This is a genomic window from Acidovorax sacchari, assembly GCF_042847045.1.
Lineage (GTDB): Bacteria > Pseudomonadota > Gammaproteobacteria > Burkholderiales > Burkholderiaceae_C > Paracidovorax > Paracidovorax sacchari.
On sequence record NZ_AP035783.1, the window covers coordinates 160,891 to 184,576 of the forward strand.

Consider the following 23,686-nt stretch of genomic DNA (forward strand, 5'->3'; position numbering starts at 1 on the left):
CAGAAATGGCCAAAATCGTCGTCGTGACCTCCGGCAAGGGAGGCGTGGGAAAGACCACCACCAGCGCCAGCTTCGCATCGGGCCTCGCGCTGCGCGGCCACAAGACCGCCGTGATCGACTTCGACGTCGGCCTGCGCAACCTCGACCTCATCATGGGTTGCGAGCGCCGCGTCGTGTACGACCTCATCAACGTGATCCACGGCGAGGCCAACCTGAACCAGGCCCTCATCAAGGACAAGCAGTGCGAGAACCTGTTCGTGCTGGCAGCCAGCCAGACGCGCGACAAGGACGCGCTCACGCAGGAGGGCGTGGAGAAGGTGCTGAACGACCTCGCCGCGATGGACTTCGAATACATCGTCTGCGACTCGCCCGCCGGCATCGAAAGTGGCGCGCTCATGGCCATGCACTTCGCCGACGAGGCGCTGCTGGTGACCAACCCCGAGGTGTCCTCGGTGCGCGATTCCGACCGCATCCTCGGCATGCTCGGCAGCAAGACGAAGCGCGCGATCGAGGGCAAGGAGCCGATCAAGGAACACCTGCTCATCACGCGCTACAACCCCGGCCGCGTGCAGGACGGGCAGATGCTGAGCCTGGAGGACATCCAGGACATCCTGCGCATCGAACTCATCGGCGTCGTGCCCGAGTCCGAAAGCGTGCTGCAGGCGTCCAACCAGGGCACGCCCGCCATCCACCTGCAGGGCACGGACGTGTCCGAGGCCTACAAGGACGTGGTGGCGCGCTTCCTCGGCGAGGACAAGCCCCTGCGTTTCATCGACGCGCAGAAGCCCGGCTTCTTCAAGCGCATCTTCGGCGGGAGGTAACGCATGGCATCCTTTCTCTCATTCCTGCTCGGCGAAAAGAAGAAGACCGCCAGTGTCGCCAAGGAGCGGCTGCAGATCATCCTCGCTCACGAGCGCAATGGCCGCAATGCCTCGGAGCCGGACTACCTGCCCGCACTGCAGCGCGAGCTCGTCGCCGTGATTTCCAAGTACGTGAAGATCAGCCCCGAAGACCTGAAGGTGCAGCTGGAGCGCCAGGACAACCTCGAGGTGCTCGAAGTCAAGATCGAACTGCCCGACACGGTGCGCTGACCGCCCGGCCGTGGCCCGCGGTCCGCGGCCGCCAGCGGCTCAGAGGGGATGTTCCGTATAGAAGCGTCCGCCGTGGTAGAGCAGCGGTGGCACGCCCGGGCGGTGCGCGCAGCGCTCCACTTCTCCGACGAAGATGACGTGGTCGCCTTCGTCGTAGCGGCTGCGGTTGAAGCATTCGAACGTGGCCACCGCCCCCTCGATCAGCGGCGCGCCCGCCACGCCCGGCGTGTAGGCCACGCCCGCGAAGCGGTCCACGCCACGGCTGGCGAAGCGCTCGGCCAGTGTCTTCTGGTCGGCGGCCAGCACGTTGATCGCATAGTGCGAACCGGCGGCCAGCGCGCTCATCGAACCGGCGGTGCGGCCCAGGCTCCAGAGTACCAGCGGCGGCGCGAGCGACACCGAATTGAATGAACTCGCCGTGAGGCCCACGAGGCCGCCGGCGGCGTCCTGCGCGGTGACGATGGTCACGCCGGTGGCGAACATGCCGAGCGCGTCGCGGAACTCGCGGGGGGAAAAGCTCGGCGGAGTGGCCAGCGCGGGCCGGGGCAGGGGACGTGTCACGGAAGGCGAAGGCGCGGCGCGCGCCGGGCGGAGGAAGGGGTCGGCTATTATGGTCCGGTGCCCGCACCCCCGCCGCCGACCGGGGCCGAGTCCCCACCGGGCGCGTTGTCGTTGCCCCTCCCTTCCATGGCCCTGCTTCCCACTTTCACCACCCTTGGCGCCGGTCCCACCGTGCTCATGCTGCACGATGCCGACGGCGGCCACCTGACCTTCGCTCCCCAGGTCGAGACCCTCGCGGGCTCCGGCTACCGTGCCGTGGCCTGGGACATGCCGGGTTACGGCCGCAGCGCGCCCATCGAGCCCTACAGCTTCAAGGGGCTGGCGCAGAGCTGCATCGCCCTGCTCGATGCGCTGCAGTGCACGCAGGGCACCACCCTCGTCGGCCACGGCCTGGGCGCCATGGTGGCGGTCGAGGTCGCCCTGCGGGCACCCCGCCGCGTGGGCCGGCTCGTGCTGTGCGCGGGCGGCCCGGCCCTGGATGGCGAAGGCCTGGACACCTGGGTGGCGCCCCGCGTCGCCGCGCTGGAGGGCGACCAGGCCATGGAGCGCGTGGCCGAATTGCTGGTGCCGCGCCAGACCGGCAGCGGCGCGTTGCCCGAAGGCGCGCGCCTGGCTGGCCATGCGATGGGCCAGGTCCACCGTTCCGCCTTCCGCCGCGCGCTGGAATTGCTGCCAGCGTTCGCGCGCGATGCCGCGGACCTCGCCCACCTCTCCATGCCCACCCTGCTCGTGAGTGGGGCCCAGGACCGCTGCATGCCGCCCGAGGCCCTGCAGGCCCTGGCCCACGTGCTGCCCGATGCGCGGCACCTGAGCCTGCCGAACGTGGGTCACTGGCCGCAGCTGGAAGACCCGGACGGCTTCGATGGCGCGCTGCTGGACTTCCTCGGCTCCTCCGCTCCGCGGACCATCCACTGATGGCGGCGCGCACGAACGGCACTCCCGGGGTGCCAGCCATCCCGCGCCGTCCAGGTCTCCTGTCCCCCTGGCTGATGCCTCCGGCGGCCGTGCTGGCGCTGGCGCTGTTCGGTGCCTCCCTGTGGGATCCCCGTGCCTTCCAGGCCGGCGGACAGGCTGGCGCGGTCACTGCCTCCGACGCTGTGGTCGCCGTCGGGCGGGGGCACCTGGGCACGGGTGAGAGCGGCGCGGGATACCACTCGGTGGTCGTGCTCGGCGCGCCCGCCGAACGTTCCGGGGACACCGCGGCCTCCCCGGCGGTACCCCGGGCGTCCAGCGCGGCCCAGCCCCGGAGGGGCGCCGCATCCGCTCCGGGCCGCGGCGACGGCGCCGCGGCGTCCGCGTCCGGCGCCATGGCCACCCGCGCCCTGGCGCCCGCCCAGGTCCCCGTCCCCTTGCCGCCACCCGGCGCCGCGGAATCGGTGGCCGCCTGCAAGCTGCTGCTGCCCCGCCTGCCCACGGTGGACCGGCCGCTCTGCGAATCCACGCGCCTGTCCGAAAGCGGGGCGCATTCCCGCAAGGGGCTGCCGATCTACTGGCGCGACGTGCCTCCGGCCCCGGTGGCGGGCGGTGCCGCGGGCCCGGAGCCGCTGCGCGTCCTGGTGCTGGGGGCCATCCACGGCGACGAGCCCACCTCCGCGTCGCTGGCCATGCGCTGGATCGCTTTCGCGGCCCAGCCGCAGCCGGCGTTGCGGCAGCCCGTGCACTGGCGCTTCATTCCGGCGCTCAACCCCGACGGCATGCTGGCCCGCCCGGCGACGCGCGTGAACGCCCGGGGCGTGGACCTGAACCGCAATTTCCCCACGCCGAACTGGGAGCGCGATGCCCCGGTGTACTGGGAAAAGCGCACCCGCCGCGATCCGCGCCGCTGGCCGGGGCCCGAGCCTTTGTCCGAGCCCGAGTCGCGCTTCCTGCACGAGCAGATGGAGGGCTTCCGGCCCGACCTGGTGGTGAGCATCCACGCTCCGTATGGCGTGCTCGATTACGACGGCCCGCTGCCGCCGCCCAGCCGCCTGGGCCGCCTGCGGCTCGACCAGCTCGGCATCTTCCCCGGCTCGCTCGGCCACTACGGCAGCGTGCGCCAGGGCATGCCCGTCGTCACCATCGAGCTGCAGCACGAACTGCGCATGCCCGAAGACAGCCAGGTGCGCCAGATGTGGGTGGACCTGCTGCGGTGGATGGATACCCACCTGGCAGCCACCGATACGCCGGCCGCCGGCATTCCCGCGCGGTAGCTTCCGGCCCGGGCCGGGGCGCCTGCCCCGGGCGCCTCAGGAGAGCGGCGCTGCCAGGAAGCGCGCGGCCTCCCGCACGGCCGCCGCATCCGCCTGCACCGCGCCCGGCGGCCCGCCCTTGCCCCAGAGTGCTCCCCGGAAGCGCATGCCCAGGAACTGCGCGCACAGCTGCACCGAATCGATCATCGGCTGGGCCTTGGCGCGGTCGCCGCTGGTCGTGACCAGGCTGAGCGCCTTGCCGGCCATGCGTTCCTTGAACTCCAGGCCCGGCACGCGCATCCATGCGCTCCAGTGGTCCAGGTAGGTCTTGAGCGGCGAAGGAATGCTGAACCAGTACACGGGCGACACGAACACGATCTCGGAGGCCGCGAGCGTGGCATCCAGCAGCGTGCGCAGATCGCCTTCGGGCGCGGGGTAGGTGCCGGTGGTGTGGCGCAGGTCCACGAACGGCGGCAGGTCGAGGCGGGCGAGGTGCAGCCAGTCCACGGCGGTGCCTGCGGGCAGCGCGGCCGCGGCCTGGCGGGCCAGCCATTCGGTGTTGCCGACATGGCCCGGCTCGCGGGTGGAGGCGTTCAGGAAAAGAAGATGGGAGGAGGACGGCATGCGCGAGATGGTAGCGCTGCATGTCCTGCCCGCCCGCCTGCCGGGCCGGGTTGCCGTGTCAGGCGGCGACCGGCGTGGCGCTCGCCTGGCGGCCCTGGGCGCCGAAGCCGAGGAAGCCGAAATCCATCGCGGGCCGCTCGCCGCTCAGCAGCTCGGCCATCGCCTTGCCCGAGCCTGCGCCGTGCGTCCAGCCCAGCGTGCCGTGCCCCGCGTTCACCCAGAGCTTGCCCACGCGGGTGCGGCCGATGAACGGGATGTTGGTCGGCGTGGCGGGGCGCAGCCCGGTCCAGTACTGCGGATTGCCGCCTTCCTCCGGCGTGCGCGTATCGCACACGCCGGGCAGGATCTCGGCGATGCGCCGCGAGAGCATGTGGCAGCGCGCGCGGGCCACGGGGCTGTCCAGGGAGAGGTCGAAACCCCCCAGTTCGATCGTGCCGGCCACGCGCAGGAAATTGCCCAGGCGGCTCATCGCGATCTTCTTGCCGTCGTCGATGGTGGAGACCATGGGCGCGCCCTCGGGCTTGAGCAGCGGGAACGTGGCGCTGTAGCCCTTGCCGGGGTAGATGGGCAGATCCACGCCCACCGTGCGCAGCAGCGGCGCCGTATAGGAGCCGCAGGCCACCACGAACGCGTCGGCACGCAACTCCTGCGCGGCCGAGCCGGGCTCGCGGGAGCGCACCGTGGCGGCGTCGATGGCGTCGCCCGTGCGCTGCAGCCGCAGCACGTCGTGCCCGAAGAGGAACTGCGCACCCCGCTCGGCGCAGCGGCGGGCCAGCGCCTGGGTGAACACCCGGGCGTCACCGCTCTCGTCGGTGCTGGTGTAGGTGCCGCCGGTGATGCGGTCGCCATAGGCGCGGAACGCCGGCTCGATCTGCAACAACTCGTCGCGGCTCACCAGGCGGCGCTGCACGCCGTACTGGCGCATCAGGTCCACGGCCTTGCCGGCCGCGTCGAAGGATTTCTGGTCGGTGTAGAAGTGGGCGATGCCGCGTTCGAGCCGGTGGTACTCGATGCCGGTGGAGCGCACCAGGTCCTTGAGCGCGGCATGGCTGTAGGCCCCCAGCGCCACGATCTGCTGCACGTTGCGGGCAAAGGCGGCGTCGTTGCATTGCGCGAGGAACTTCAGGCTCCAGCGCCACTGGTCCCAGTCCAGCTGGGGACGGAACAGCAGCGGGGCTTCCTTGTCGAACATCCACTTGAGCGCCTTCCAGGGCGCCTCCCGGTTCGCCCAGGGTTCGCAATAGCTCACCGAGATCTGCGCCGCATTGGCGTAGCTGGTCTCCAGCGATGCGTCGGGCTGGCGATCGACGACGATGACTTCGTGTCCGCGCTCGAGCAGGTGCCACGCGGTGCTGATGCCGATGATGCCGGCTCCGAGGACGATGGTTTTCATGGCTCCGCAGTGTGCGGCGGCGCCCGTTTTTTTTGAAGAGGAATTAAACTTCCTCCAAATTCATCAGTTCATCTAATGCGCCGACCGCCATGAGCACCTTCGATCCCGCCGCCCTGGAATGCCTGGCCGCCATCGTGGAAGAGGGGGGCTTCGAGCGCGCGGCGCAGCGCCTGAACGTCACCCAGTCGGCCGTCTCGCAGCGCCTGCGGGCGCTGGAGGCGCAGGTGGGCTCCGTGCTGATCGTGCGCAGCCGGCCGCTCAAGCCGACGAGTGCCGGGCAGCTGCTGCTCAAGCACACCAAGCAGCTGCGCCTGCTGCGCGCCGACCTGGAGCGCGACCTGCAGGAACTCGCCCCCAGCGCGCCCGGGGGTGCCCGCGAGGACGAGCGCATCGCCATCGCCATCAATGCCGACAGCATCGCCACCTGGGCGCTGGACGCGCTGCACGACCTGGCCCGCCAGCGCCTGCCCATCGAAATCATCGTGGACGACCAGGACTTCACCCAGGAGTGGCTGCGTTCGGGCCAGGTACTGGGCTGCGTGACCACGCTCAAGCAGGCGCTGCGGGGATGCAAGGTCGTGCCGCTGGGGGCCATGCGCTACGTGGCGGTGGCCTCTCCGGGCCTGGCGGCCCGGTATCTGCCCCAGGGACTGACGCCGCACAACTTCCGCGACGTGCCGTTCCTGTCGTTCAACCGCAAGGACGACATGCAGTCGGAATTCATCATGCGCGCCTTCGGCCTCAAGCGCGTGGCGCTGCACCACCTCTTCGTGCCCAGCTCCGAAGGCCAGGTGCGCGCGGTGGTCGCGGGCTGGGGCGCTGGCGTGGTGCCTGAATTGCTCGCGCGTCCCGCCCTGGCCAGCGGGGCGCTGGTGGACCTCGCGCCCGGCCACGCCCTGCCGATCCAGCTCTACTGGCATTGCTGGAATCTGGAATCCGAGGTGCTGGACTCCCTCACCGAGGCCCTGATGGCCACCGCCGCGCGCTCGCTCGCAGCCGCGTGACTGCAACTCGACCGTGACAGTGGGTCCTTGACGCAGGCCCTAAGATGTGTACATGAATACGTCTTCCCCGCCACCCCGCCGCTCCTTCAGGGCACAGATGCACGAGGCCCGCGCCCAGGCCATCGTCGCCGCCGCAGGCCGGTTGCTGGGCGAAAAGGGCTTCGAGGCCATGACGCTCGACGAGGTCGCCGCCCAGGTGGGCGTGGCCAAGGCCAGCCTCTACAAGCATTTCGCCGGCAAGGAAGACCTCTGCGCCACGGCCATGGCGCGCGCGGTCGAGCGCCTGCGCGAGTTCCTCGAAGGGCTGCCCCCCGGTCTTCCCCCGCTCGACTGCCTGCAGCGGCTGCTGCGCTGGCTGCTGTCGTTGCAACTCACCGACGAACTGCCACTGATGCTCAGCCGCAACTCCGGCCTGCAGCGGCCCCTCAAGGAGTGCGCCGCCTACCAGAGCGCCCTGCAATGCGTGAGTGCCCGGGTCATGGAATGGATCACCGCCGCGCAGGGCGAAGGCCTGCTGAGCCGGGTGCTGCCGGCCGAGGTGATCCTCTATTCCATCTATGCCCGCAGCGCCGACCCACTGCTGTCCATGCTGCGCGAGCACAGTGGCTGCTCCGATGAACAGATCGTGGACTGGGCGGTGCAGACCTGCTTCGATGGGTTGAAAAGCAGGTCATCCCCCTGAATGAGGCCTGCTCTGCGGCCTTCCGATGGCAAGCCGCTGCTTCAGCGCACCAGCAGCACGGGGACCCGGCTGCTGGCCAGCACCTGGGTGCTCACCGAGCCCATGACGAGCTGGCCCAAGGCGCCGTGGCCGTGGGAGCCCATGACCAGCAGGTCGAACTTGCCCGCATCGGCGGCCTTGGCGATGGTTTCGCCCACGGGGCCGGTCTTCACGAGGCGCTTGGCAGTGATGCCGTGGCGGGCGAGGAACTTGGCGACGGGGCCGATGACCTTCTCGGCCTCGTCGGCGTAGTACTTCTCGACCACGTCCTTGCCCAGCGCGGCGCGGGCCCGGGGAGGCAGCGGCGACTGCACCGTGATGGCGGTCACATCGTGCGCTCCGCCTGCGAGCAGTTCGTCGTGCGTGGCGAGGTAGGCCAGCATCTTCTTGGTATAGGCGCTGCCGTCGACGGCCAGAAGGATCTTCATGGTGGAAAGGCTCTCACGAAAGGATGAAGGAAGACTAAAGCGCGCCTGTGCCTGTTGTCTTGACCTGGGTCATCTTTGTGCTGCCGTGCGCGTGCGGGCCGGGGTTGCGGGCTCCCCGTGGCGCCATCATACGGTGACGGTGAAATGCGGCCGGAAGGTTTCCTGCTCTCCCTTGCCGGCATAGCCCAGCGGGTTCGCGACCACGCGGCAGGCCCACGTGCTGCCGTCCGGGCGGGTGCCCTGGGCGGTGTAGTCGCTGGGGGCATGCAGGTGGCCGTGCATCCAGACCCGTGCCAGGGGCAGCAGGTCGTCCAGCGCGTTGCAGAAGCCTGCCGTGCCGGGTACCAGGCCATAGCGGGGATCGGCGCTGCGCAGGCTGGGAGCGAAGTGAGTGACCGCTACTGTCGGTCCGTCAAAAGGGACCTGCAGTGCACCGCGCAGCCAGTCCTGGCAGCGCAGCGCCTCCTCGCGCATCGTCTCGGCCAGGAAGGGCTCGCCGTCGCGCGTGCCTCCGGTCTTGCGCAGGTAGAAATTGGCGGCGCGGAAGGCCTTGTCCCGGTGGCGCAGCAACCGCGCCATGTCGGCGCCCCCGTCGCTCTTGTCCAGGGCCAGTGCGTCGAAGTCGCTCCAGAGCGTGGTGCCCACGAAGCGCACGCCCTGCAGCTCCACCGTTTCGCGGTCGAGCCACTGCAGGCCCAGTCGGTCGCAGGTGGCGCGCAGGCGGTCCCGCGCCGCGTCGAAGTCGTGCAGGTCGTATTCATGGTTGCCCGGCACGAACAGCACCGGCACGGGCCAGCCGGCATGCTGGGGCAGCGGGGAGAAGCGTGCCAGCCCGAAGTCGTCGTCCGCGAGGCGGGAACCGGTCTGGTAGGAGCCGATGTCCCCGGCCAGGACGAGCAGGTCGGCCCCGGGTGCGGGACTGGGCTGGAACGCGGGGTGGGCCTCCAGGTGCAGGTCGGACAGCAATTGGATCTTCATGCCCCCGGATTCTCCGGTGCGGGCGCTGCCGTGGCTGCCGGAGGGTGCGCCGCCGTGTGCCGGGCCGAGCGCGCCATGGCGTCCCGCAGCCAGAGGTGGGCGGCGTCGTGGCGCTTGCGGCGGTGCCAGAGCGCATCGACGTGCACGGTGGGCAGCGGCATGGGCAGCGGGCGCCAGACGAGTTCCCCGCCCAGGCTGGCCACGCCCACGAAGTGGCGCGGCAGCACGGTGAGCAGGTCGGTGGTCGCGACCACCCGGCCGGCAGTGAAGAACTGGTTCACGGTGAGCACGATGCGCCGCTCGCGGCCGAGCGCGGTCAGGGCCTCGTCGATGAAGCCGTAGGGCTTGCCGGAAAAGCTCACCAGCAGATGGCGGGCCGCGCAGTACTGGTCCAGCGTGAGCGGTTCGCGCGCCAGGGGATGGTCCTGGCGCATCACGCAGACATACTCGCCGTCGTAGAGCCGCAGGCTTTCATAGGCGATGACGCTGTCGGTCTGTGCCCGGGCCGTGAGGTCGGCCATCACGGCGGGGAAGTAGCCCACGGCCATGTCGGTGGATTCGTCGTCCAGCAGGCTGCGCGGATCGCGCGTGGTCAGCGGCACCACCCGCAGCGATACGCCGGGGGCCTCGCGCTCCACGATCTCCACCAGCGGGGGGATCAGCGTGGCGCCGGTGGCGTCGGCCATGGCGAGCACGAATGTGGAGTTCGCCGAGCCCGGATCGAAGGTGCCGGGGGCGAGCGACTGCTGCAACTGGGCCAGCGCCTGCCTTACCGGGGGCCAGAGGGCCAGAGCCCGGGGCGTGGGCTCCACTCCCTGCCCGCTGCGCACCACGAGATCGTCGCCCATCACCTCACGCAGGCGGCGCAGGGCATTGCTCACCGCGGGCTGCGTGAGCGCGAGCTTGGCTGCGGCGCGGGTGAGGTTGCGCTCGGCCATGACCTCGTCGAAGACGCGCAGAAGGTTCAGGTCGAGCGAGCGGAAATTGACGGGCTGCATGCCTGAACCATCATCGCTGTGAATGTCTGGGATTCAAAATATAAAGTGGAACAACCCTGGGGTAAACCCTAAGATACCTCCATTCGCCCGGCAACTTCGCCACAAGCGTTTGAGAGGGTCTGCATCATGACGAACTTTGTACACATCGACTACCGTACCGAACATCCTGGCGTGGCACGCGCCGAACAGGCTGCCGCCACGCTGAAGAGCGCCTTCGAAGGCGCACGCGGCGCCTCCTCGCTGCTCCTGGCCGCCGTCGTGGCTGCCGTGCTGGTGGTGGCCAACCAGATCATCGAAACCTGGAGCGAGGGCCACACCCTCACCGCCTGGATGGTGCTCTGGCTGATCGCCTTCACCGCCCTGGCCCTGCTGGCCGGCCCCGTCCGCCGCGCTGCGTCCATGCTGCGCGCCGGCTTCCACGCCTGGAAGGAAGCCCGCCGCCGGGAAGCCGAAGACGAAAAGACCTGGAATGCCGCCCTGCACGATGCCCGCATCATGGCCGATCTGAGCCGCGCCATGAACGGTATCGCCGTGGACAACATCCGCCGCTACTATTGATCAGGCTCCGGGCCATCGGCCCGGAGAGGCCGGCCGGGGCCACGACCCGGCACCTTTTTCAGGGCACCGCGAGGTGCCCTTTTTCGTGGGCGCCCGAAAAGCGGGCGGTTGTTCCCGTCCGGCCGCTCCGGCGCCTATTGCAGCAGGCAGTCCGCCACGCGGGCCAGCATGTCCGCCACATCGGCCACCGGCACCGCGCCCGGCAGGGCCACGTCGCCGTGCATCACGAAGACGGGCGTGCCCCATTTCAGGCCCAGCGCCATTTCCGACAGCGTGCCCATGTTGCCGCCGATGGCGATCAGGCACACGGCGCTGCGGGCGATGAGCGCGTTGCGCATCTCCCCCATGCCCGTGGGCAGGGCAACGCCCAGCCAGGGGTTGGCGTTGCGTTCGTCCTCCTCGGGCAGGAGGCCGATGGCGATGCCGCCCGCCTCGGCCGCGCCCTGCGATGCGGCGGCCATGACCCCTCCGCGCCCGCCGCAGACGATGGCCATGCCCGCGCCGGCGAGGGCCCGGGCCACCTGGCGTGCGGCGCTGCATTCGTGCTCGCCGCCGTCGCCCGGGCCGATGATGCCCACCGGCCGGCGATGGCGCCGGGGGCCGCTCTGGCGCCCGGCCAGCTGCTGCAGGGCCTGCCGCACGCCGGGCGGCAGGGCGTCCGGTCCGCCGTCTGCGGCACCATGGGCGCTGTCAGTGCGTTGTGTTTGCATGCGTTGTCGTCCGTTCCCGCCGGCGTGCCAGCGCGTCGCCTGCGCCCATCACGATGACGCACAGCGCCATCAGCAGCAGAGAGAGGGCCGCCGCCACGCCGAAATCCGATCCGCCGTCGCCCACCTGGGCATAGAGCATCAGCGGAAGAATATTGAGCTGCGTGCCCGCCAATGCCAGCGCCGTGCCGTAGGTGCCCATGGCGATGGCCGCCACCAGGCAGGCATTGGACAGCACCGAGGGTGCCACCTGGGCCAGCACCGTGTCGTTGAAGGCGCGCCAGCGCGTGGCGCCCAGAGTGCGCGCGGCCAGCATGGGGCGCAGGTCGAGGTTGGCGAACACGGGGTACAGCGACAGCGCCACCCGTGGCACCAGGTAGTAGGCGTAGGCCAGGCCCAGTCCACCCGCGCCGTAGATCCAGCCACCCACGCTGGCCGGGTCGGCACCCAGGCGGGCCAGCAGCTGGGTGACGAAGCCGGCGCGGCCGAAGGCCAGGATGAAGCCGTAGGCGATCACCAGGCCCGAGAACGCCAGCGGCAGGCCCAGCAGGGCCATCATCCAGCGCCTGCGGGCGGCCGGCTGGCGCGCCAGCTCGATGGCCACGGCCGTGCCCACCAGGGCCGACACGCCGCCGGCCGTGAGGCCCAGCGCCAGCGTGTTGCGCAGCGCGCCGGGCAGCAGCGGGTTGGCGAAGAGCCGGCCGAAGGCGCTGCCGCGATCGGCGAAGGCCTCGGGCAGCAGCGCGGCCAGAGGCAGCACGAAGAAGAGCGCCATGAAGGCCCACGCGGGCCAGGCGCCGAAGCGGCGGATGATCACGTCAGGTCACATTCCGCGCGTCACTTGCCGGCCAGCGCCACCTGGGCCCAGAGCTGGTCCACCTCGGCCTTGCGGGCGGCGGCCTTGACCACGTCCAGCGGGCGGATCTGCGGCGCGGCGGGCATCCTGGCGGCGATGTCGGCGGGCAGCGGCGTGCCGGGCACGGCCGGGCGCACGAACCCCTGGGCGAAGAGCTGCTGGCCAGCGGTGCTCATGATGAAGTTGAGCCACAGCTTGCCGGCGTTGGGGTTGGGGCCGTTCTTGACCAGGCTGATGGCGTAGGGTGCGGCCACGCTGGCCTCCTTGGGGATGACCACGGCGCAGTCGTCGCCCATGCCGTCGCTGTACTTGGCCTTGAGGCCGTCGTTCTCGTAGCCGATCCAGACGGGGATCTCGCCCTTGAGGAACTTGGCGTAGGGCGTGGTGCCTTCCACGCGCTGCACGTTGCCGGCCGCATGCAGGCGGCCCAGGTAGTCGATGCCGGGCTTGACGTCGTCCACGCTGCCACCGTTGGCATAGGCGGCGGCGAAGGCCATGACCTGGCCCACGCCGGTGCTGCGCGGGTCCAGATAGGTGACGGCGCCCTTGTATTCGGGCTTGAGCAGGTCGGCCCAGCCGGTGGGCACGTTCTTGACCAGCTTCCTGTTGACCAGGAAGGCGATGTTCAGCGTGTGGATGGTGAACCAGCGGCCTTCGGCGTCGCGGAAGACCTCGGGGAGCTTGTCGAAATGCAGCGGCTTGAAGGGCGCGACCACGTCCTTCTTCACCGCATCGACGGCCGAGGCGGCGAAGTAGTAGGCCGTGTCGGCCTGCGGGCGGCGGCGCATCTTCTCCAGCGCGACCACGGTGGCGGCCGAGCCCAGGTCGTTGTAGGTCAGCTCGATCTCGGGGTAGCGCTTCTTGAAGTCGCGGAACAGCGATTTCCAGTTGGCCCATTCGGGGCCGGTGTCGAAGGAGACGCACAGGCCTTCCTTCTTCGCCTCGTCATAGAGGGCGCGCTCGCCGGCGTAGAGCTCGGCACCTTCGAAGGCGAAGGCGGCGCGGGTCGTGAGCAGGGAGGCCAGGGGCAGGGTGCCGGCTGCCTGGAGGAGATGTCTGCGTTGCATGGAAAGGCTCCTGGAGGAAGGGAGAAGGCGGATGAATGGAAGGAAGGCGCGGATGGCGGGAACCCGTCACTCGTCCAGCAGTTGCAGGTGCTCGGGCGCGATGGCGACGGCCTCGCGGGCTGGCCTTGCGCCTTCGCAGAGCAGCGGGCGGGGCGCGCCGGCCACGGCGAAGTCGTAGCGGGTGACCGCACCCAGGTAGCGCTGCGCGCCGGCCTGGCCTGCCAGGCGGTTGGGGGCGCCGGCAGGCGGGTCGGCCTGGACGTGTTCGGGGCGCACCAGCACATGCACGGCCTGGCCGACGGTGCGGCCGGCGGTGGACACGGCCAGTTCGGCAAAGCCCGTGTCCACGCGGCCTTCGGCGCTCACGCGGGCAGGCAGCAGAGTGGACAGGCCCACGAACTCGGCCACGGCGCGGCACGCGGGCCGCTCGTACAGCGCGCGAGGCGCGGCCATCTGCAGCAGGCGCCCGTCCTTGAGCACCGCCACGCGGTCGGCCATGGCCAGGGCCTCTTCCTGGTCGTGCGTGACCAGCAGCGTGGTGGCGCCGAAGCGCTGCTGCAGGCTGCGGATCTGGTCGCGCAGGTGGCCGCGCACGCTGGCGTCCAGCGCGGAGAGGGGTTCATCGAGCAGCAGCGCGCGCGGGTCGATGGCCAGGGCCCGCGCCAGCGCCACGCGCTGCTGCTGCCCGCCCGACAGTTGCGTGACGGCGCGCTGGGCGTGCCCGGCCAGGCCCACCACCTCCAGCAGCTCCAGCGCGCGGCGGCGCCGTTCGGCCGCGGGCACCTTGCGCAGCGTGAGGCCGTAGGCCACGTTGTCCTGCACGCTCAGGTGCGGAAAGAGGGCATAACTCTGGAACACCATGCCGATGCCGCGCTGGTGGACGGGCGTGCCCGCCATGTCCTGCCCGCCCAGCACGATGCGGCCGGCATGCCCCGCCTCCAGCCCCGCCACCAGCTTGAGCAGCGTGGATTTGCCCGAGCCGCTGGGCCCGATGACGGCCACCAGTTCGCCGGCGGCCACGTCGAACGACACCGCGTGCAGCCCCTGCGTGGTGCCGGGATAGCGGTAGCTGACCTGATCGAAAACGAGGCTCATGGGGACGGCTTGCGGAAAACGGTGGAGGACAGCAGCGCAGCGATGCCGGCGAGCAGCAGCAGCACCACGGTGGCGGCGCAGGCGAAGCCCGTGGCGCCGTAGAAGGCCTGCAGCAGCACCACCGGATAGGTGCGGTTCTGGAAGCCCGCCAGCAGGTTGGACAGGTTGAATTCACCGATCGAGAGCGCCGCCACCATCACCAGGCCCGACAGCAGGCTCTGCCGCAGGCTGGGCAGAACGATGCCCGTGAAGCGCTGCCATTCGCCGGCGCCCAGCGTGGCGGCGGCCTGTTCCAGCCGTTCCAGGCCCAGGTGGCGCAGGTCGGTCAGCAGAGTATTGGTGAGATAGGGCAGGGTGGCGATGGCATGGGCGGCCACCAGCAGCGGCGTGCTGCCCAGCCAGGGCAGGGTGTCGGTGTTGAAGACCAGCAGGTAGCCGAAGCCCAGCGTGATGGCCGGCACCGCCACCGGCATGGCCGATACCAGCCGCGCCGCCATGCCGCCGCCGCGCCGCGCGCCATGGTAGAGCGCATAGGCCAGCGGCAGCGCCAGCAGCGCGTCGATGGCGCAGGCCGAGAGCGCCACGACGAGGCTGCTGCCGAAGGCCTTGCGGAAGGATGGGTCCTGCCACAGCTCGGCATACCAGCGGCCGGTGAGGCCCGTGGGCAGCAGGGTGTTGGTCCAGCTCTGGCCGAAGCTGCCCAGCACCAGCAGGCCCATGGGCAGCAGGAGATAGAAGCCGTAGATGAGGGTGATGCCGCGGACCAAGGGCACTGCTTTCGTACAGGGTGAACGGCCGCGGGATGATCCGATACTTTCCGGATGCGACTGGGCGGCAGGAGTGATGCCGGAATTCTAGGAATCGTGGCGCGGTCCTGCGTGAAGCTTCGATGACAAAGCTTGAGCTTTTGGAAAGTATCATGCGGGTGCCCAGGCACCGATTCCCGGTGTTGTGCCGCCGTCGGGAGAACGTTTCGTGAAGCGCGATTGCCCTACCATCCAGGAACTGCTGGCTTTCGATGCCGTGGCCCGGCACGAGGGGCTGACCCGCGCCGCGGAGGCGCTGTGCCTCACGGTGAGCGCGGTCAGCAAGCAGGTCGCCGGGCTGGAGTCCTTCCTGGGCGTGTCGCTGCTGCGCAAACAGGGGCGTGGCGTGCAGCTTACGCCGCAGGGGCGGGCGTACTGGCAGAAGATCGCCGGGCCGCTGCGCGCGCTGGAAGCCGCGAGCTTCGAGGCGCGCGCGGGCGGCGGCGATGCCGGCTTGATCACGCTGGCCAGCGTGCCCACCTTCCTCACGCGCTGGCTGATCCCGCGGCTGCCGGCCTTCAGCCGCCGCCATCCGCAGGTGACGCTGGGCTTCAGCCGCCACCTCGCGCCCGCCGAAAGCCTGCCGCCGCAGGTGGATGCCGCCATCCGCTACAGCCCGGCCGAGCTGCCCGGCGTGGTGGCCGAGTACCTCGCCGGGCGCGAATTCGTGCCCGTCGCCTCGCCCGCGCTGCTGGAGGGCCCGCACCGCATCCATGCGCCCGCCGACCTGCTGGGCCACACCCTTCTGCACCACGAGGAGGCCGCCACCGCCTGGCCGCGCTGGGCGGGCCGGCATGGCGTGGCTGAAACCTGGGTGGCGGCCGGGCCGCGCTTCGCCCAGTATTCGGCGCTGATCCAGGCGGCGCGCAGCGGCCTGGGCCTGGCCCTGGTGCCGCGCATCCTGGTGGAGGACGAACTGGCCGAGGGCGCGCTCCGCGTGCCCTGCGGCGAGCCGGTGGTCGTCGAGCAGGGCCACTACCTCTGCTATCGGCCCGAACGCATGCACCTGCCGGCCTTCGCGGCCTTCCGCGCCTGGCTGCTGGACGAGGCGGCGCGCTCGCGCGGGCCGCTGGGTTAGGAGCGGGCGGCAAAAAGCCCCGGCCACGGGCGTGGCGCGGGGCTTTCAGGGGGCCGCCCGCCCTGGCAGGCGGGGCCGGGCGGGGTCAGGCGCCCAGGCGTTCTTCCAGCGCGGCCTTGGTCTCGAGCATCTGCGCCGGCAGGTGGTAGGCCAGCTGGTCGAAGTGCGCGGTGTGCAGCTTCAGTTCGTCGGCCCAGGCGGCCTTGTCGATGCGGGTCACGGTGTCGAACTGCTCGCCCGAGAAGTCCAGGCCCGTCCAGTTGATCTCGCCGTACTGCGGCGCCACGCCGAAGGCGGTTTCCTGGCCGGTGGCGCAGCCTTCGATGCGGTCGATCATCCACTTGAGCACGCGCATGTTCTCGCCGTAGCCGGGCCAGACGAACTTGCCATCGGCATCCTTGCGGAACCAGTTGGTCGTGTAGATGCGCGGCAGCGTGGCGCCCGAAGCGGCGAGTTTCTCGCCCAGGTTCAGCCAGTGCTGGAAGTAGTCGCTCATGTTGTAGCCCATGAAGGGCAGCATGGCGAACGGGTCGCGGCGCACCACGCCCTGTGCGCCGAAGGCGGCGGCAGTGGTCTCGGAGCCCATGGTGGCGGCCATGTACACGCCTTCGGTCCAGTCGCGGGCCTCGGTCACCAGCGGCACCGTGGTGGAGCGGCGGCCGCCGAAGATGAAGGCGTCGATCTTCACGCCCTTGGGGTCGTCCCAGGCTTCGTCCAGCGCGGGATTGTTGGTGGCGGCCACGGTGAAGCGGGCATTGGGGTGGGCCGCCTTGGCGCCGGTTTCCTTGGCGATCTGGGGCGTCCAGTCCTTGCCCTGCCAGTCGATCAGGTGGTCCGGCAGCTTGCCGGTATCCTTTTCCATGCCTTCCCACCACACGTCGCCGTCGTCGGTCAGCGCGACGTTCGTGAAGATCACGTCCCTGTCGAGGCTGGCCATGCAGTTGGGGTTGGTGTGGTAGTTGGTGCCCGGGGCCACGCCGAAATAGCCGGCCTCGGGGTTGATGGCGCGCAGGCTGCCGTCGGCCTGGGGCTTGATCCAGGCGATGTCGTCGCCGATGGTGGTGACCTTCCAGCCCTCGAAGGCCTTCGGGGGCACCAGCATGGAGAAGTTGGTCTTGCCGCAGGCGCTCGGGAAGGCGGCGGCCACGTGGTACTTCTTGCCCTCGGGGTTGCTGACGCCCAGGATCAGCATGTGCTCGGCCAGCCAGCCCTGGTCACGGCCCATGGTGGAGGCGATGCGCAGCGCGAAGCACTTCTTGCCCAGCAGCGCGTTGCCGCCGTAGCCGGAGCCGTACGACCAGATCTCGCGCGTCTCGGGGTAATGCACGATGTACTTGGTCTTGTTGCAGGGCCAGGACACGTCCTGCTGGCCGGGTTGCAGCGGGGCGCCCACGGTGTGCACGCAGGGCACGAAGTCGCCTTCCACGCCCAGCACGTCGTACACGGCACGGCCCATGCGGGTCATGATCTTCATGTTGACGGCCACGTAGGGGCTGTCGGAGAGCTCGATGCCCACGTGCGCGATGGGCGAGCCCAGCGGGCCCATGCTGAACGGCACGACGTACATCGTGCGGCCCTTCATGCAGCCGTCGAACAGGGGCTGCAGCGTGGCGCGCATCTCGGCCGGGGCCATCCAGTTGTTGGTCGGGCCGGCGTCTTCCTTCTTTTCGCAGCAGATGTAGGTGCGGTCTTCCACGCGGGCCACGTCCGACGGGTCGGACCAGGCCAGGTAGCTGCCGGGGCGCTTGGCGGGGTTGAGCTTCTTGAAGGTGCCGGCATCCACCAGTTGCTGGCAGAGGCGGTCGTACTCTTCCTGCGAGCCGTCGCACCAATGGATCCTGGCGGGCTTGCAGAGGGCGGCCATGTCGGCCACCCAGGCGAGCAGGCGGGCGTTCTTGACGTATGCGGGGGCCTGGAGGTCGAGGCCTTGCATGGTGGGTGCGTTCATCGCGGGCTTCCTGAAGTTGAAAAACGGTTTTTCAAAGGAAGCGGCCGGGATGCGGCAAGGCCGCGCTGGATCCTGAGCGCTGTCTTTGAGAAAACGTCTTGCGGCTCAGTCGGCGGGCGGACGAACGGTGAGGGAAGTGTGGTTCGCCAGGGTCGGTTGCGTCGTCCGCAGGTCGGCTGGGATGACGATTTTATGAATGCACCCCCGAAAAGTCTGTCAGACACCGGCATAAGTGATGCAAAAAAAGCATTAGGTTATGCGGTGTAGGGCGCGGTGCGCCGGCGGTATGTCGCGGTTGGGACAGGCGGATGCCCTGATTCGCAGTCTCCCGCTTGCACGGCCCGTCACTTTCCCCGAGAGTCCAATTACCGTCCGGCAGGTAAATAGACGACTGACTGTGTCCTGGCCGTGGCGGCCCCATGCCACACAAGGAGATATATGGAATTCCAGACCTTGCAACTGGCGGTGCAGGACCGCATCGCCGTCGTGACGCTCAACCGTCCTCCCGTCAACGCGCAGAACGCCGAGCTGCGTGGGGAGATCACGCAGGTATTCGACGAACTCTCCGATCGCGACGACGTTTCGGTCGTGGTGCTCACGGGTGCCGGCAAAGTGTTCTCGGCCGGTGCCGACATCCGCGAGCGCCCCAACCTGGGCGCCACGCCGGGCGCCTACGGACGGCACAACCGGCTGGTGCGTGAGTCGTTCTACGCCGTCGTGGAGTGCTCCAAGCCGGTCATCGCCGCCATCAACGGACCGGCCATGGGCGCCGGCTTCGGGCTGGTAATGGCCTCCGACATCTGGGTGGCCTCCGAGGAGGCCTACGTGTCCATGCCGGAAATCAACGTGGGCCTGGCGGGCGGCGTGACCTTCCTGCAGGAGGTGTTCGGGCGCTCGCGTGCACGACGCATGTTCTTCACCGGCATGAAGGTCAGTGGCGCGGAGCTGTACCGCCTGGGCCTGGTCGAGGCCTGCCTGCCGCCCGACGAACTGATGCCCTACGCCATGGACCTGGCCCGCGAGATCGCTTCCAAGAGCCCCATCGCGCTGCGCCTGGCCAAGGAGGCCGCGCGCCTGACGCAGCTGATGCCGTCGCGCGACGCCTACCGGTACGAGCAGGGCAACACGGTGGCGCTGTCCAAGACGGAAGACGCCAAAGAGGCCCAGCGTGCCTTCCTGGAGAAGCGCGCGCCGGTGTACGTGGGCCGCTGAGCGCGCCGGGCGCGCGCGGTCACGGCCCTGCTGCAGAATGGAGGCTGCACCATACGAGCGCCCCTGGCCTGCCGGCCGGGGGATCATGGCATCCGGGCGGGGCCGAGCCCACGGTCTGGCGTGCCTGCACTACAACAATGAGGAGGCCTCACCCTATGGCAACCCGTTCTGCGGTTTCGGCGAACGACCCGGCGCCCACAGGCCGCTCCGACACCCGGCAGGAGCAGCTCATCGACATCGCCTGCCGACTGTTCGCTCAGCGCGGCTACGAAGGCACGTCGCTGCGCGACATCGCCGAAGAGGCCAAGATCACCAAGGCGGCGCTGTACTACCACTTCCCGAACAAGGAGGCGCTGTACGAGCGCATCGTGCTCGAGTCCATGCAGGCCCTGGTGGATTCCGTGCGCGGGGCCATGGCGCAGGGGGCGACCCCGGTCGACAAGGTCCGCCTCTTCATGCAGTCGTCGGCCGACTTTCTGGACCGCAGCCGCAACTCCTGGATCGCCGGCTCCAACGCGTTCTGGTCCGGCAGCGCCATCGATCCCCGTGCCATGGCGGTGGACCTGCGCGACGAGTACGAGCACCTGCTGCGCGACAGCATCACGGAGGCGATCGCCAAGGGCCACTTCCGCGCGGTGGATCCCGCCATGGCGGGGCGCATGCTGCTGTCCATGCTCAACCACATCGCGCGCTGGCACTCGCCCGGCGGGCGCCTCACCACGCGGCAGGTGATCGAGCAGTACCTCGACATGGCCTTCGGCGGGCTGCTGAAGCCGTAGCGCTCCCCCTTCCGGTCCCCTGCACAGGCCGCCCCGGTACCCGCCGGCGCGGCCTGTGTGCTTCCAGGGACCGGTCTGCAGCCGCTGCAGGGGTTTTCCCTGTCTGTTTACCTGCCGGCCGTTTAATAAACTGTCCGCAGGAGGTTGCCCATGTGTACCGATCGCCGATCTTTCCTGCTGCTGTCCTGCGCCGCGCTGTCTGCCGTGACCGCGCCGGCCCTGGCCGCCGCGCCGCAGCGGCTGGGAGGCCGGCCGGTACAGATCGTCGTGCCTTACGCCGCGGGCGGCCTGACCGACAATCTGGCGCGGGTGATCGCTCCCGCCCTGTCGGCCCGCTGGTCCCTGCCCGTGGTGGTCGACAACCGCAACGGCGGCGGCGGCACCATCGGCACCGCTGCCGTGGCGCGGGCGCCGGGCGACGGGCACACGCTGCTGCTCACGGCCTTCGGCTACGTCTCCAACCCCCTGCTGATGGACTCGCTGCCGTACGAGCCGCACGCGCTGGCGCCGCTGGCGATGGTGGGAGACACCCCGAGTGTGCTCTATGTCAACGCGCGCCTGCCCGTCACCACGGTCGCCGAGCTGGTCGCCTACGGCAAGGCCCACCCCGGCAAGCTGGTCTTTGCCTCCTCGGGCAATGGTTCCAGCCCGCACATCGCGGCGGAGCTGCTGGCCGCGCTGACGGGCATCGAGATCGTCCACGTGCCCTACCGCGGTAACGGACCTGCGCTCAACGATCTGCTGGGCGGTCAGGTGCAGGCCATGTTCGATTCCGTGGCATCGCTGGCGCATGTGCGCAGCGGGCGGCTGCGCGCCCTGGGCGTGGCCAGCGCGGCCCGGTTGCCGCGCGCGCCGGAGCTCGTGCCGATCGCGCAGTCCGGCGTGCCGCAGCTGGCCGGGTTCGCGGCGGGCGGCTGGTTCGGCTTCATCGTGCCGGCCGCCACGTCGCCGGCGCTGCAGCAGTGGCTGCACGCGGAACTGCGGCAGGTCCTGCAGGAGCCCGCCGTGGGCGACGCCGTGGAGCGGGCCGGCGTGGAGCCGCGCAGCATGACGCAGGAGGCCTTCGCGGCCTACCTGGAGGCCGAGCGTGCCCGCTGGGCGCCCGTATTCCGCCAGCGCGGCATCCGCCTGGACTGACGCACCGCCACCGCCATGGCCACCCACTGCCCATCGCACCGCGCCACGCGCCGCGCACCGCATCCCCCGCTGCGGGGCCCCGGCCACGGCGGTTCCTTCCCCCTTTCTGCAACGCACCGGGGCATCCCCCCGCATTTCCGAGCACCATGACGAGCAGCCCATCCCCATCGCACACCGCCGACCCCTATGCCGCCTTCCGGGAGGAACTGCGCCAGTTCGCGCAGGCCGAGTGCCCGGCGGAACTGCGGGAGATCGTCCGCACCAACCAGAAGGTCACGCGCAACGAGTACCGCGCCTGGCAGGAGAAGCTCTTCGCCCGCGGCTGGGCCGCACCCAACTGGCCGGTGGAGTACGGCGGCACCGGCTGGGACCTGCAGCAGCGCTACCTGTTCGAAGAGATCACGGCCCAGGCGGACTGCCCGCCGCAGTATCACCACGGCCTGGGCCACATCGGGCCGGTGATCATGCACTTCGGCACGCCCGAGCAGAAGGCGCGCTTCCTGCCCCGCATCCTGGATGGCAGCGAGTGGTGGTGCCAGGGTTACTCCGAGCCCGGTGCCGGCTCCGATCTGGCTTCGCTGAAGACCTCGGCGGTGCGCGACGGCGACCACTATGTCATCAACGGCCAGAAGATCTGGACCTCCCACGCCCAGGAGGCGGACATGATGTACACGCTGGTTCGCACGTCCAGCGAAGGGCGCAAGCAGGCCGGCATATCGCTGCTGCTGGTGCCCATGGACACGCCGGGCATCGAGGTGCGCCCGATTCCCACCATCGACCACTGGCACCACGTCAACGAAGTGTTCCTCAACGACGTGCGCGTGCCGGTCGCCAACCTGCTGGGCACCGAGGGGGAAGGGTGGAAGTGCGCCAAGTTCCTGCTCGACCGCGAGCGCCTCTCGCCGGCCACGGTGCCGCGCCTGGCCCGGCTGGCCGAGCAGGTGGAGGAGCTGCTGCGCGAGCGCGGCGCTGGCGCGGCCGGGGCCCGCGCCAGCCAGCACGTGCTGCAGGAGCGCCTGTTCCTGGCCCAGGCGGGTGTGGTCGGCGCGCGGGAGATGCTGCTCAGTGCCATCCAGGAGGAGATGCAGGGCACGCTGGCCGCATCCAAGTCGTCCGCGCTGAAGCTCTACTGCTCCGAGCTGTCACAGCAACTCATCGGCATCGCGCTGGACATCGCCGGCCCCGAGTACGCCGCGCGCCTGGTCGATACCGTGGCCGCCACCGGTCAGGAGGTGGCAACGGGCGCGGTGGACCCGGTGCGCCAGCTCATCCATACCTACCTGTTCTATCGCTCGCGCACCATTGCCGGCGGCACCAGCGAAGTGCAGAAGAACGTGATCGCGCGCGACCTTTTCGGAGCCTGAACCCATGACATTCCACGCCACGCCGATGTTCCCCGGCGATCTCTACGACACCACGGCCCGCGTGGCCGCAGCCGCCCCGGTCACCGAGACCTTCGAGTCCCAGGAGCCCAGCGAAACCTGGCGCCAGTTCCTGCAGCTGGGCTGGCAGGGCGTCCTGATCGACGAAGCCCACGACGGTGCCGGCGCCTCGCTGGGCGATGTCGCCGCCGTGGCCGAGGCCGCCGGGCGCCATGCGCTGGCCCAGCCCCTGGCGGCCCGCTGCGCCGTGGTACCGGAACTGTTGGCCGGCCTGCCTGCGGCGGGCGACATCCTGCGTGCCATGGCCGCGGGCGAGGCCTCCGTGTGCCCGGTGCTGGAGACGGCGCAGGCGCCGCTGGGGGCTGCACCGGCGGCCGGCGGCCTGGTGCTCGACGGCAGCCTGCGCGGCGCGGACCTGACCGAGCCCGCCACCCATTTCGTGTTCGTGGCCCGGGCGCAGGACGGCGAGCCGCTGCTGCTGATCGCGCAGCGCGATGCCGTGCCCGGCCACGCCAGCACCTGGCTGGGCATCGACGGCCGCCAGACGGCCGACATCGCGCTGTCGGGCGTCGCCCTGCCCTCCGCGGCCGTGCTGGCCCGCGGTGACGAGGTGCACCGGCGGGTGGAGCGCGCCAGCGCCGTGGGCGGCCTGCTGGCCTGCGCCCAGATCGTGGGCGCCCTGGGTGCCATGATCGAGCAGACCATCGAATACCTCACCACACGCGTGCAGTTCGGCGTGGCCCTGGCCACCTTCCAGGCGCTGCGCCACCGGGTGGTGGAGATGTACGTGGCGTACGAGAACGTGCGCGGCATGGTGCGCCGCCAGGTGCTGGAGCTGGAAGGGGCCTCTGCGCGCGACGTCGCCCTGGTGCAGCTCTACCTGTCGGTCACCGGGCGCCAGGTGGCCGAGTCGGCGATCCAGCTGCACGGCGGCATCGGCATGTCGCGGGAGCTGCCGGCGGCGCGCCTGGCCATGCACGCGCTGGCCTGCAGCCTGCAGTGGGGCGACCGCTTCGCCCACCTGGACCGCCTGGCGGGGAGCGCCGCCGCGCACTGACCGCGCCGGGGGCCGCCGCCGCGCGCGGCAGCCCGGGC

Annotated in this window: 25 protein-coding genes; 13 read left to right on the plus strand and 12 right to left on the minus strand. The window is 70.3% G+C overall.

The features are described 5' to 3' along the window. Positions 1-5 precede the first annotated feature (5 nt). Together minD and minE are read left to right on the plus strand one after the other, a co-directional pair. Entirely contained in the window at positions 6-821 is an 816-nt protein-coding gene (minD, locus tag ACGHC0_RS00745; protein ID WP_092837366.1) for a septum site-determining protein MinD, read from the plus strand. 3 nt (positions 822-824) lie between these two features. Further along, a complete protein-coding gene (minE, locus tag ACGHC0_RS00750; RefSeq protein ID WP_011793316.1) occupies positions 825-1,091 on the plus strand; it encodes a cell division topological specificity factor MinE in 267 nt (88 codons plus the stop codon). Between the two features lie 39 nt (positions 1,092-1,130). On the opposite strand, the gene ACGHC0_RS00755 is transcribed toward minE, so the two are convergent. Continuing rightward, positions 1,131-1,652 (minus strand): flavin reductase family protein, encoded by a 522-nt coding sequence (locus tag ACGHC0_RS00755; RefSeq protein ID WP_415267152.1) that lies wholly within the window; start codon positions 1,650-1,652, stop codon positions 1,131-1,133. Between the two features lie 126 nt (positions 1,653-1,778). Between ACGHC0_RS00755 and ACGHC0_RS00760 the strand changes: the two genes are divergently transcribed. Together ACGHC0_RS00760 and ACGHC0_RS00765 are read left to right on the plus strand one after the other, a co-directional pair. Further along, a complete protein-coding gene (locus ACGHC0_RS00760) occupies positions 1,779-2,567 on the plus strand; it encodes an alpha/beta fold hydrolase (RefSeq protein ID WP_368353572.1) in 789 nt (262 codons plus the stop codon). A gap of 74 nt (positions 2,568-2,641) precedes the next feature. Next, on the plus strand, positions 2,642-3,841 hold the full coding sequence (locus ACGHC0_RS00765) for a M14 family zinc carboxypeptidase (protein WP_415267153.1): 1,200 nt from the start codon (positions 2,642-2,644) through the stop codon (positions 3,839-3,841). Between the two features lie 36 nt (positions 3,842-3,877). On the opposite strand, the gene ACGHC0_RS00770 is transcribed toward ACGHC0_RS00765, so the two are convergent. Together ACGHC0_RS00770 and ACGHC0_RS00775 are read right to left on the minus strand one after the other, a co-directional pair. Then, a complete protein-coding gene (locus ACGHC0_RS00770) occupies positions 3,878-4,444 on the minus strand; it encodes a flavodoxin family protein (protein WP_368353574.1) in 567 nt (188 codons plus the stop codon). A 58-nt stretch (positions 4,445-4,502) separates the two neighbouring features. Beyond that, a complete protein-coding gene (locus tag ACGHC0_RS00775) occupies positions 4,503-5,837 on the minus strand; it encodes a D-amino acid dehydrogenase (RefSeq protein ID WP_415267154.1) in 1,335 nt (444 codons plus the stop codon). Between the two features lie 89 nt (positions 5,838-5,926). On the opposite strand from ACGHC0_RS00775, the gene ACGHC0_RS00780 reads away from it, so the two are divergent. Together ACGHC0_RS00780 and ACGHC0_RS00785 are read left to right on the plus strand one after the other, a co-directional pair. Beyond that, positions 5,927-6,841 carry a LysR family transcriptional regulator ArgP gene (locus ACGHC0_RS00780; RefSeq protein WP_368353576.1) on the plus strand — a complete coding sequence of 305 codons (915 nt, stop codon included), beginning with the start codon at positions 5,927-5,929 and terminating at the stop codon, positions 6,839-6,841. Positions 6,842-6,938: 97 nt separating this feature from the next. After that, positions 6,939-7,523, plus strand: a complete 585-nt coding sequence (locus tag ACGHC0_RS00785) for a TetR/AcrR family transcriptional regulator (protein WP_368355559.1) — start codon at positions 6,939-6,941, stop codon at positions 7,521-7,523. 41 nt (positions 7,524-7,564) lie between these two features. Here ACGHC0_RS00785 and ACGHC0_RS00790 read toward each other — a convergent pair whose 3' ends face one another. The 3 genes from ACGHC0_RS00790 to ACGHC0_RS00800 all read right to left on the minus strand — a co-directional run bounded on the left by ACGHC0_RS00790 (position 7,565) and on the right by ACGHC0_RS00800 (position 9,966). Continuing rightward, complete coding sequence (locus ACGHC0_RS00790) at positions 7,565-7,990, minus strand: universal stress protein (protein ID WP_415267155.1); 426 nt, start codon at positions 7,988-7,990, stop codon at positions 7,565-7,567. Between the two features lie 126 nt (positions 7,991-8,116). Further along, a complete protein-coding gene (locus tag ACGHC0_RS00795; protein WP_368353578.1) occupies positions 8,117-8,968 on the minus strand; it encodes a metallophosphoesterase in 852 nt (283 codons plus the stop codon). Next, positions 8,965-9,966, minus strand: a complete 1,002-nt coding sequence (locus tag ACGHC0_RS00800; RefSeq protein WP_368353579.1) for a LysR family transcriptional regulator — start codon at positions 9,964-9,966, stop codon at positions 8,965-8,967. Before ACGHC0_RS00800 ends, ACGHC0_RS00795 begins: the two co-directional genes overlap by 4 nt. Positions 9,967-10,092: 126 nt before the next feature. Between ACGHC0_RS00800 and ACGHC0_RS00805 the strand changes: the two genes are divergently transcribed. After that, positions 10,093-10,524, plus strand: coding sequence for a hypothetical protein (locus ACGHC0_RS00805; protein ID WP_368353580.1), 432 nt, complete (start codon positions 10,093-10,095; stop codon positions 10,522-10,524). Between the two features lie 134 nt (positions 10,525-10,658). On the opposite strand, the gene ACGHC0_RS00810 is transcribed toward ACGHC0_RS00805, so the two are convergent. The 5 genes from ACGHC0_RS00810 to ACGHC0_RS00830 form a co-directional block, all read right to left on the minus strand. Next, positions 10,659-11,234: a TIGR00725 family protein gene (locus ACGHC0_RS00810; RefSeq protein WP_415267156.1), complete on the minus strand. Its 576-nt coding sequence runs from the start codon at positions 11,232-11,234 to the stop codon at positions 10,659-10,661. Then, a complete protein-coding gene (locus ACGHC0_RS00815) occupies positions 11,215-12,006 on the minus strand; it encodes an ABC transporter permease (RefSeq protein WP_415268374.1) in 792 nt (263 codons plus the stop codon). The genes ACGHC0_RS00810 and ACGHC0_RS00815 overlap by 20 nt, the downstream gene beginning before the upstream one ends. 62 nt (positions 12,007-12,068) lie before the next feature. Then, positions 12,069-13,154: an extracellular solute-binding protein gene (locus ACGHC0_RS00820; RefSeq protein WP_415267157.1), complete on the minus strand. Its 1,086-nt coding sequence runs from the start codon at positions 13,152-13,154 to the stop codon at positions 12,069-12,071. Between the two features lie 66 nt (positions 13,155-13,220). Further along, positions 13,221-14,249: an ABC transporter ATP-binding protein gene (locus ACGHC0_RS00825; protein ID WP_415267158.1), complete on the minus strand. Its 1,029-nt coding sequence runs from the start codon at positions 14,247-14,249 to the stop codon at positions 13,221-13,223. Beyond that, on the minus strand, positions 14,246-14,968 hold the full coding sequence (locus ACGHC0_RS00830) for an ABC transporter permease (RefSeq protein WP_019699828.1): 723 nt from the start codon (positions 14,966-14,968) through the stop codon (positions 14,246-14,248). Before ACGHC0_RS00830 ends, ACGHC0_RS00825 begins: the two co-directional genes overlap by 4 nt. 256 nt (positions 14,969-15,224) lie before the next feature. Between ACGHC0_RS00830 and ACGHC0_RS00835 the strand changes: the two genes are divergently transcribed. Then, positions 15,225-16,133, plus strand: a complete 909-nt coding sequence (locus ACGHC0_RS00835) for a LysR substrate-binding domain-containing protein (RefSeq protein WP_415267159.1) — start codon at positions 15,225-15,227, stop codon at positions 16,131-16,133. Between the two features lie 85 nt (positions 16,134-16,218). Here ACGHC0_RS00835 and ACGHC0_RS00840 read toward each other — a convergent pair whose 3' ends face one another. Then, a complete protein-coding gene (locus ACGHC0_RS00840; protein ID WP_415267160.1) occupies positions 16,219-18,081 on the minus strand; it encodes a phosphoenolpyruvate carboxykinase (GTP) in 1,863 nt (620 codons plus the stop codon). 438 nt (positions 18,082-18,519) lie between these two features. Here ACGHC0_RS00840 and ACGHC0_RS00845 point away from each other — a divergent pair, with 438 nt between their 5' ends. The 5 genes from ACGHC0_RS00845 to ACGHC0_RS00865 all read left to right on the plus strand — a co-directional run bounded on the left by ACGHC0_RS00845 (position 18,520) and on the right by ACGHC0_RS00865 (position 23,648). Beyond that, positions 18,520-19,293: an enoyl-CoA hydratase/isomerase family protein gene (locus tag ACGHC0_RS00845; protein ID WP_368353586.1), complete on the plus strand. Its 774-nt coding sequence runs from the start codon at positions 18,520-18,522 to the stop codon at positions 19,291-19,293. Positions 19,294-19,448: 155 nt separating this feature from the next. After that, entirely contained in the window at positions 19,449-20,072 is a 624-nt protein-coding gene (locus ACGHC0_RS00850; protein ID WP_368353587.1) for a TetR/AcrR family transcriptional regulator, read from the plus strand. Between the two features lie 150 nt (positions 20,073-20,222). Continuing rightward, positions 20,223-21,209 (plus strand): Bug family tripartite tricarboxylate transporter substrate binding protein, encoded by a 987-nt coding sequence (locus ACGHC0_RS00855; protein WP_415267161.1) that lies wholly within the window; start codon positions 20,223-20,225, stop codon positions 21,207-21,209. A 146-nt stretch (positions 21,210-21,355) separates the two neighbouring features. Further along, entirely contained in the window at positions 21,356-22,573 is a 1,218-nt protein-coding gene (locus ACGHC0_RS00860) for an acyl-CoA dehydrogenase family protein (RefSeq protein ID WP_415267162.1), read from the plus strand. Positions 22,574-22,577: 4 nt separating this feature from the next. Further along, entirely contained in the window at positions 22,578-23,648 is a 1,071-nt protein-coding gene (locus tag ACGHC0_RS00865) for an acyl-CoA dehydrogenase family protein (RefSeq protein ID WP_415267163.1), read from the plus strand. Positions 23,649-23,686 lie beyond the last annotated feature (38 nt).